4 protein-coding genes are annotated in these 8791 nt (G+C 61.8%); all 4 read right to left on the bottom strand.

Translation table 11 applies throughout. The features are described from left to right. Positions 1–3113: DNA-directed RNA polymerase subunit beta' (rpoC, locus tag AC3IFE_RS17820; RefSeq protein ID WP_489191372.1), on the bottom strand; the 3113-nt coding region annotated here is incomplete at its 3' end. A gap of 21 nt (positions 3114–3134) precedes the next feature. Beyond that, positions 3135–7241, bottom strand: coding sequence for a DNA-directed RNA polymerase subunit beta (rpoB, locus tag AC3IFE_RS17815; protein WP_124481918.1), 4107 nt, complete (start codon positions 7239–7241; stop codon positions 3135–3137). A 381-nt stretch (positions 7242–7622) separates the two neighbouring features. Further along, a complete protein-coding gene (rplL, locus tag AC3IFE_RS17810) occupies positions 7623–7997 on the bottom strand; it encodes a 50S ribosomal protein L7/L12 (RefSeq protein WP_006477198.1) in 375 nt (124 codons plus the stop codon). 63 nt (positions 7998–8060) lie between these two features. Continuing rightward, positions 8061–8558: a 50S ribosomal protein L10 gene (rplJ, locus tag AC3IFE_RS17805; RefSeq protein ID WP_011546647.1), complete on the bottom strand. Its 498-nt coding sequence runs from the start codon at positions 8556–8558 to the stop codon at positions 8061–8063. Positions 8559–8791 lie beyond the last annotated feature (233 nt).

Below are 8791 nucleotides of genomic sequence, written 5' to 3'. Positions count from 1 at the left end.
CCGTACTCGGTGATGATCGGGCGCGTCAGCGGATCCCACGTGGCGAGCTGCGTGCCGGCCTTGATCGTCGCGCCGTCGAGCTGCAGCAGCGTCGCGCCGTACGGCACTTTGTGACGCTCGCGCTCGCGACCGAAGTCGTCGGTGATCATCGCTTCGCCCGAACGCGAAATGACGATCTGCTCGCCCTTCGCGTTCGTGACGTAGCGCATCGTCGCCGTGAAGCGGACGATACCGTTGCTCTTCGCTTCGACCGACGAGGCCACTGCCGCACGCGATGCCGCACCACCGATGTGGAACGTACGCATCGTCAGCTGCGTGCCCGGTTCGCCGATCGACTGCGCCGCGATCACGCCGACGGCTTCGCCGACGTTCACGAGCGAGCCGCGGCCGAGGTCGCGGCCGTAGCAGGCCGCGCACAGGCCGTAACGCGTTTCGCAGGTCAGCGGCGTGCGCACGCGCACTTCGTCGATGCCGAGGCGTTCGATTTCCTCGACCGCCGTTTCGTCGAGCAGCGTGCCCGATTCGTACAGCGTTTCCTGCGTTTCCGGGTTCACGACGTCCGCGACCGCGACGCGGCCGAGGATACGGTCGCGCAGCGCTTCGACGACTTCACCGCCTTCGACCAGCGCCTTCATCGCCACGCCGTTCGACGTGCCGCAATCGTCTTCCACCACGACCAGATCCTGCGTGACGTCGACCAGACGACGCGTCAGGTAACCCGAGTTCGCGGTCTTCAGTGCCGTATCAGCCAGACCCTTACGTGCACCGTGGGTCGAGATGAAGTACTGCAACACGTTCAGACCTTCGCGGAAGTTCGCGGTAATCGGCGTCTCGATAATCGAGCCGTCCGGCTTCGCCATCAGGCCGCGCATACCGGCCAGCTGACGAATCTGAACCGCCGAACCCCGGGCGCCCGAGTCGGCCATCATGTAGATCGAGTTGAACGACTCCTGGCGCGTCTCGTTGCCGTCGCGGTCCGTCACCGGCTCCGTCGACAGCTGCTCCATCATCGCCTTGCCGACCGCTTCCGACGTTGCCGACCAGATGTCGACCACGTTGTTGTAGCGTTCCTGCGCGGTGACGAGACCCGACATGTACTGGCGGTCGTACTCCTTCACCTTCTTCGCGGCGTCGCCGACGATCGTTTCCTTCTGCGGCGGCACGAGCATGTCGTCCACGCAGATCGAAATGCCGGCACGCGTCGCGAGACGGAAACCCGACTGCATCAGCTGGTCGGCAAACACGACCGTCGCGCGCAGACCGCACTTGCGGAACGCCGTGTTGATCAGGCGCGAGATTTCCTTCTTCTTCAGCGGCTTGTTCAGCACCGAGAACGGCAGGCCGTGCGGCAGGATCTCCGACAGGATCGCGCGACCGACGGTCGTCGCGTACAGCGAGATCTTCGGCACGAACGGCGGCGCGCCTTCCGACTTGTCTTCGTTGTGGACCATTTCGGTGATCCGCACGTTGACGCGCGAGGCCAGCTCGACTTCCTTGTTCTCGTACGCGCGGATGACTTCCGACACGCCCGTGAACGACAGGCCTTCGCCCTTGCCGTTGACCGCTTCGCGGGTCGCGTAGTACAGACCCAGCACGATATCCTGCGACGGCACGATCGACGGATCGCCGTTGGCCGGGAACAGCACGTTGTTCGACGCGAGCATCAGCGTGCGCGCTTCCATCTGCGCTTCGAGCGACAGCGGCACGTGAACGGCCATCTGGTCACCGTCAAAGTCGGCGTTGAACGCCGCGCAGACGAGCGGGTGCAGCTGGATTGCCTTGCCTTCGATCAGCACCGGCTCGAACGCCTGGATACCGAGACGGTGCAGCGTCGGCGCACGGTTCAGCATCACCGGGTGCTCGCGGATCACCTCTTCGAGGATGTCCCACACCACCGGCGTCTGGTTCTCGACTTCCTTCTTCGCAGCCTTGATGGTCGTAGCGACGCCCATCACTTCCAGCTTGTTGAAGATGAACGGCTTGAACAGCTCGAGCGCCATCAGCTTCGGCAGGCCGCACTGGTGCAGCTTCAGCGTCGGGCCGACCACGATGACCGAACGGCCCGAGTAGTCGACGCGCTTGCCCAGCAGGTTCTGACGGAAACGACCGCCCTTGCCCTTGATCATGTCGGCGAGCGACTTCAGCGGACGCTTGTTCGCGCCCGTCATCGCCTTGCCGCGACGACCGTTGTCGAGCAGCGAGTCGACGGCTTCCTGCAGCATCCGCTTTTCGTTGCGGACGATGATTTCAGGGGCCTTCAGCTCGAGCAGGCGCTTCAACCGGTTGTTACGGTTGATCACGCGGCGATACAGGTCGTTCAGGTCCGACGTCGCGAAACGGCCGCCGTCCAGCGGCACGAGCGGACGCAGTTCCGGCGGCAGCACCGGCAGCACTTCGAGGATCATCCACTCGGGCTTGATGCCCGAGCGCTGGAATGCCTCGAGGACCTTCAGGCGCTTCGCGTACTTCTTGATCTTCGCTTCCGAGCCGGTGTTCTTCAGCTCGGTGCGCAGCGTCTCGACCTGCTCGTCGATGTTGATCGCGCGCAGCAGTTCACGCACGCCTTCCGCGCCCATCTCGGCACGGAATTCGTCGCCGTATTCCTCGACCTTGTTGTAGTAATCCTCTTCGGTCATGATCTGCCGCGCCTTCAGCGGCGTCATGCCCGGTTCGATCACCACGTACGCTTCGAAGTACAGCACGCGTTCGATGTCGCGCAGCGTCATGTCGAGCACCATGCCCAGACGCGACGGCAGCGACTTCAGGAACCAGATGTGCGCGACCGGCGAGGCCAGCTCGATGTGGCCCATCCGTTCGCGACGCACCTTCGCCAGCGTCACTTCGACGCCGCACTTCTCGCAGATCACGCCGCGGTGCTTCAGGCGCTTGTACTTGCCGCACAGGCACTCGTAGTCCTTGATCGGCCCGAAGATCTTCGCGCAGAACAGACCATCGCGTTCCGGCTTGAACGTACGGTAGTTGATGGTCTCCGGCTTCTTCACTTCGCCGAACGACCACGAACGGATCTTGTCGGGCGAGGCCAGACCGATCTTGATCGCGTCGAAAACTTCTTCCTGTTGGACTTGCTTGAATAGATCGAGCAGAGCTTTCATTGCTTTCTCTCCGTAGTCCGATTAATTGCGGTCGAGATCGATATCGATACCGAGCGAGCGGATTTCCTTCACGAGCACGTTGAAGGATTCCGGCATGCCTGCATCGATCACGTGATCGCCCTTGACGAGGTTTTCGTACACCTTCGTCCGGCCGGTCACGTCGTCCGACTTCACCGTCAGCATTTCCTGCAGCACGTAGGACGCGCCGTACGCTTCGAGCGCCCACACTTCCATTTCACCGAAACGCTGGCCGCCGAACTGCGCCTTACCACCCAGCGGCTGCTGCGTGACGAGCGAGTACGGGCCGGTCGAACGTGCGTGCATCTTGTCGTCGACCAAGTGGTGCAGCTTCAGGTAGTGCATGTAGCCGAGCGTCACGCGACGTTCGAACATTTCACCCGTGCGGCCGTCGTACAGGCGAACCTGGTTCTTCGACGGGTTCATGCCGAGCTGTTCGGCGATGTCGTCCGGGAACGCGAGGTCGAGCATCTTGCCCATTTCTTCCTCGGTCGCACCGTCGAACACCGGCGTCGCGAACGGCACGCCTTCGCGCAGGTTCTTCGCGAGTTCGAGGATCTCGTCGTCGGTGAAGCTTTCCAGATCTTCCTGGCGGCCCGACTCGTTGTAGATCTTCGTCAGGAACGTGCGCAGTTCCTCGATCTTCGCCTGACGCTGCAGCATTTCGCCGATACGCCAGCCGAGGCCCTTCGCGGCCCAGCCGAGGTGCACTTCCAGAACCTGACCCACGTTCATCCGCGACGGCACGCCGAGCGGGTTCAGCACGACGTCTGCCGGACGGCCATCGGCCATGTACGGCATGTCTTCGATCGGGACGATCTTCGACACGACGCCCTTGTTACCGTGACGGCCTGCCATCTTGTCGCCCGGCTGCAGACGGCGCTTCACCGCGAGGTACACCTTGACCATCTTCAGCACGCCCGGCGGCAGTTCGTCGCCTTGCGTGAGCTTCTTGCGCTTCTCTTCGAACGCGAGGTCGAACTGGTGACGCTTCTCTTCGATCGAGTTCTTGATCGCTTCGAGCGACGCCGCTGCCTCGTCGTCCGCCAGGCGGATGTCGAACCAGTGGTAGTGGTCGAGGTCTTCCAGGTAAGCCTGGTCGATCTTCGTGCCCTTCGCGAGCTTCTTCGGACCGCCGTTCGCGACCTTGCCCACGAGCATGCGCGCGAGACGCTGGAACGCGTCGCCTTCCACGATGCGCAGCTGGTCGTTCAGGTCGAGACGGTAGCGCTTCAGCTCGTCGTCGATGATCTGTTGCGCACGCTTGTCGCGCTGGATGCCTTCACGCGTGAACACCTGGACGTCGATCACGGTGCCGCTCATGCCCGACGGCACGCGCAGCGACGTGTCCTTCACGTCCGAAGCCTTCTCGCCGAAGATCGCGCGCAGCAGCTTCTCTTCCGGCGTCAGCTGGGTCTCGCCCTTCGGCGTGACCTTGCCCACCAGCACGTCGCCTGCTTCGACTTCCGCACCGATGTACACGATGCCCGATTCGTCAAGACGGCCGAGCTGGACTTCCGCCAGGTTCGAGATGTCGCGCGTGATTTCTTCCGGCCCGAGCTTCGTGTCGCGTGCGACGACGTTCAGCTCCTCGATGTGGATCGACGTGTAGCGATCGTCAGCGACCACCTTCTCCGAGATCAGGATCGAATCCTCGAAGTTGTAGCCGTTCCACGGCATGAACGCGATCAGCATGTTCTGGCCGAGCGCGAGCTCGCCCAGGTCCGTCGAGGCGCCGTCGGCCAGCACGTCGCCGCGCGAGACCTTGTCGCCCATCTTCACGATCGGACGCTGGTTGATGTTCGTGTTCTGGTTCGAACGCGTGTACTTGATCAGGTTGTAGATGTCGACACCGACTTCACCCGCGACCGCTTCGTCGTCGTTCACGCGAATCACGATACGGCCTGCGTCGACGTAGTCGACCACACCGCCGCGGAACGCCTGGACCGTCGTACCCGAGTCGACCGCGCAGGTGCGCTCGATGCCCGTACCGACAACCGGCTTTTCCGGACGCAGACACGGCACGGCCTGACGCTGCATGTTCGAACCCATCAGTGCACGGTTCGCGTCATCGTGCTCGAGGAACGGAATCAGCGAGGCTGCCACCGACACGATCTGCGACGGCGCGACGTCCATGTACTGGATGCGATCCGGCGTGACCATCATCGTTTCGCCGGCTTCGCGCGACGACACGAGTTCGTCGATCAGCTGGCCGTTCTCGTCGATCGCGGCGTTCGCCTGCGCGATCATGTAGCGGCCTTCCTCGATCGCCGACAGGTAGTCGATCTGGTCGGTCACCTTGCTGTCCACGACCTTGCGGTACGGCGTCTCGAGGAAGCCGTACTCGTTCAGGTGCGCGTACAGCGCGAGCGAGTTGATCAGGCCGATGTTCGGACCTTCCGGCGTTTCGATCGGGCACACGCGACCGTAGTGGGTCGGGTGCACGTCGCGGACTTCGAAGCCTGCGCGTTCGCGCGTCAGACCGCCCGGGCCCAGTGCGGAAACACGGCGCTTGTGCGTGATTTCCGACAGCGGGTTGGTCTGGTCCATGAACTGCGACAGCTGCGACGAACCGAAGAACTCGCGGATCGCCGACGAAATCGGCTTCGAGTTGATCAGGTCGTGCGGCATCAGGTTTTCGCTTTCGGCCTGGCCGAGGCGTTCCTTGACCGCGCGCTCGACACGCACGAGACCCGCGCGGAACTGGTTTTCCGCCAGTTCGCCGACGCAACGCACGCGACGGTTGCCGAGGTGGTCGATGTCGTCCACTTCGCCCTTGCCGTTGCGCAGCTCGACGAGGATCTTGATCGTCGCGAGGATGTCGTCGTCCTGCAGCGTCATCGGGCCGACGATCTCGTCGCGGCCGACGCGGCGGTTGAACTTCATGCGGCCGACCTTCGACAGGTCGTACGCTTCTTCGCTGTAGAACAGACGGTTGAACAGCGCCTCGACCGCTTCTTCGGTCGGCGGCTCGCCCGGACGCATCATGCGGTAGATCGCGATGCGCGCGGCCGTCTTGTCGGTCGTTTCGTCGACACGCAGCGTCGACGAGATGTACGGGCCCTGGTCCAGATCGTTCGTGTAGAGCGTCTGGATGTCCTTGATGCCCGCTTCGCGCAGCTTCTCGAGCACGCTTTCCGTGACTTCGTCGTTCGCGCTCGCGATCACTTCGCCGGTGTCGCCGTCGACGACGTTCTTCGCCAGCACGCGGCCGAGCAGGTAGTCTTCCGGCACCGAGATGAACTTGGTCTTCGCGGCTTCGAGGTCGCGAATGTGCTTCGCGTTGATCCGCTTGTCCTTCTGGACGATGACCTTGCCATCACGATCCGTGATGTCGAAGCGCGCGACTTCGCCACGCAGGCGCTCGGGCACGAACTCGAGTTGCGCGCCTTCGTCCATCAGCGTGAAGTTGTCGAACACGAAGAAGTTCGCGAGGATCTGTTCCGGCGTCAGGCCGATGGCCTTCAGCAGGATCGTGACCGGCATCTTGCGGCGACGGTCGACGCGGAAGTACAGGATGTCCTTCGGATCGAATTCGAAGTCGAGCCACGAGCCGCGGTACGGAATGATCCGTGCCGAGAACAGCAGCTTGCCCGAGCTGTGCGTCTTGCCCTTGTCGTGTTCGAAGAACACGCCCGGCGAACGGTGCAGCTGCGAGACGATGACACGCTCGGTGCCGTTGATGACGAACGAGCCCGTCGGCGTCATGAGCGGAATTTCGCCCATGTACACTTCCTGCTCCTTCACTTCCTTGACGACCGGCTTGTTCGGCGATTCCTTGTCGAGGATGACGAGGCGGACCTTCGCGCGCAGCGCGGAGCAGTACGTCAGGCCCCGCTGCTGGCATTCCTTGATGTTGAATGCCGGCGAGGACAGCGCATAGCTCACGAACTCGAGGCGCGCGAAACCGTTGTGCGAAACAATGGGAAATACCGATGTGAACGCGGCCTGCAAACCCTCAGGCTTACGTTGCGTCGCGGGCACATCGGCTTGCAGAAACGTGCTGAATGATTCAAGCTGGGTAGCCAGCAAGAACGGAACTTGGTGAACGATGGGGCGCTTCGCGAAACTCTTGCGAATGCGCTTCTTCTCGGTGAAGGAATATTGCATACGATCTCCGAATCACGGCGGGTGCTATCGAGGCGGAATACCTGGACGTTTCAAACCCGAGTGTTCACCGACTGAGACCCGATGGCCGTTCGACGGCTTGAACGAGCCGAGAAGCTTGGTGGTTGGCCGCTACCAACCGCTGGCTGACGGCAGCGGATGCCTGTGTTGCCCGCTACCCGACCAAACTTGCCTTCTGCAGTCGCTTCAGAAGACAAAGAGAACCGCCAATCGTGAGTGACTCACCACAACGATCAGGCGGTTTTCTTTGGCTTCTGGGGCCGATTATTCGGGCTCCCGAATGAGTGCCAGAATAACGTCCCCACAAAGCACAAAAAGGCCGGCGGTGAAAATACCGCCAGCCTTCGCACAGCGCGCCGAAACTTACTTGACTTCGACCTTCGCGCCAGCTTCTTCCAGCTTCTTCTTGGCTTCTTCAGCAGCAGCCTTGTCGACGCCTTCCTTGACGGGCTTCGGTGCACCGTCAACCAGGTCCTTCGCTTCCTTCAGGCCCAGGCCCGTCAGTTCGCGAACGGCCTTGATGACCGACACCTTGTTGGCGCCGGCTTCAGCCAGGACGACCGTGAATTCGGTCTTCTCTTCTGCTGCTGCAGCTGCGCCGCCGCCTGCCGGGCCAGCGACTGCCACTGCAGCTGCCGACACGCCAAACTTCTCTTCGAACGCCTTGACCAGTTCGTTCAGTTCCAGAACGGTCATCCCTTCGACTGCTGCCAGGATGTCTTCTTTTGCGATTGCCATTTGAAATACTCCTAAATTGAATTCGGATACAGCCAGCGATCAGTAACGCTGATGCACGTTCGCTTACGCAGCTTCCGCTTGCTTCTTCTCGGCCAGCGCGGCGAGAGCACGCGCGAAGCCCGAAACAGGCGATTGCATAACGAACAGCAGCTTCGAGAGCAGTTCTTCGCGGCTCGGGATGCTTGCCAGCGCTTGCACGCCAGCCTTGTCCATCACCTTGCCATCGAACGAACCAGCCTTGATGACCAACTTTTCATTGCTCTTGCTGAAGTCGTTGACGACCTTGGCAGCAGCAATGGCATCTTCCGAGATGCCGTAGATCAGGGGACCAGTCATCTGCTCTGCCAGCGGAGCAAAAGGCGTACCTTCGACGGCGCGACGCGCCAGCGTGTTCTTCAACACGCGCAGGTAAACCTGTTGCTCACGCGCTTTCGCGCGCAGCTTGGTCAGATCGCCAACCGCAATTCCACGATACTCAGCCAGCACAACGGTCTGGGCCTTCGCGACTTGCGCGGAAACCTCAGCGACGACGGCTTGCTTGTCTTCTCTATTAAGCGGCACGGTTAGCCTCCAGAAACGATACGTTCGACGCGGCCGGTATGGCCGAAACCTCACGTACCTCGTTCAACAACGGCGTCCGACCTCGTTAGGAGTATTTCCACCTCATGCCGCGAATCGCTTCGCGGCATGCGGCTTCACCACTGCAAAACTTTTTCGGGTTCGCCATCTGCGTTGGCTTGAATTAAGGGATCGCCTGCCTGCTGCGCCCCACCAACGGTCTTTGATAACCGGTT

The organism is Burkholderia sp. APQ4-4ca (assembly GCF_057837105.1).
The sequence above is the reverse complement of the archived record's forward strand: the minus strand, read 5'-3'. Positions and strand labels throughout refer to the sequence as shown.

What these genes read in the sequence shown, in the direction of transcription:
- rpoB (WP_124481918.1), bottom strand. Translation starts at nt 7,241, where the DNA reads ATGCAATATTCCTTCACCGAGAAGAAGCGCATTCGCAAGAGTTTCGCG.
- rplL (WP_006477198.1), bottom strand. Translation starts at nt 7,997, where the DNA reads ATGGCAATCGCAAAAGAAGACATCCTGGCAGCAGTCGAAGGGATGACC.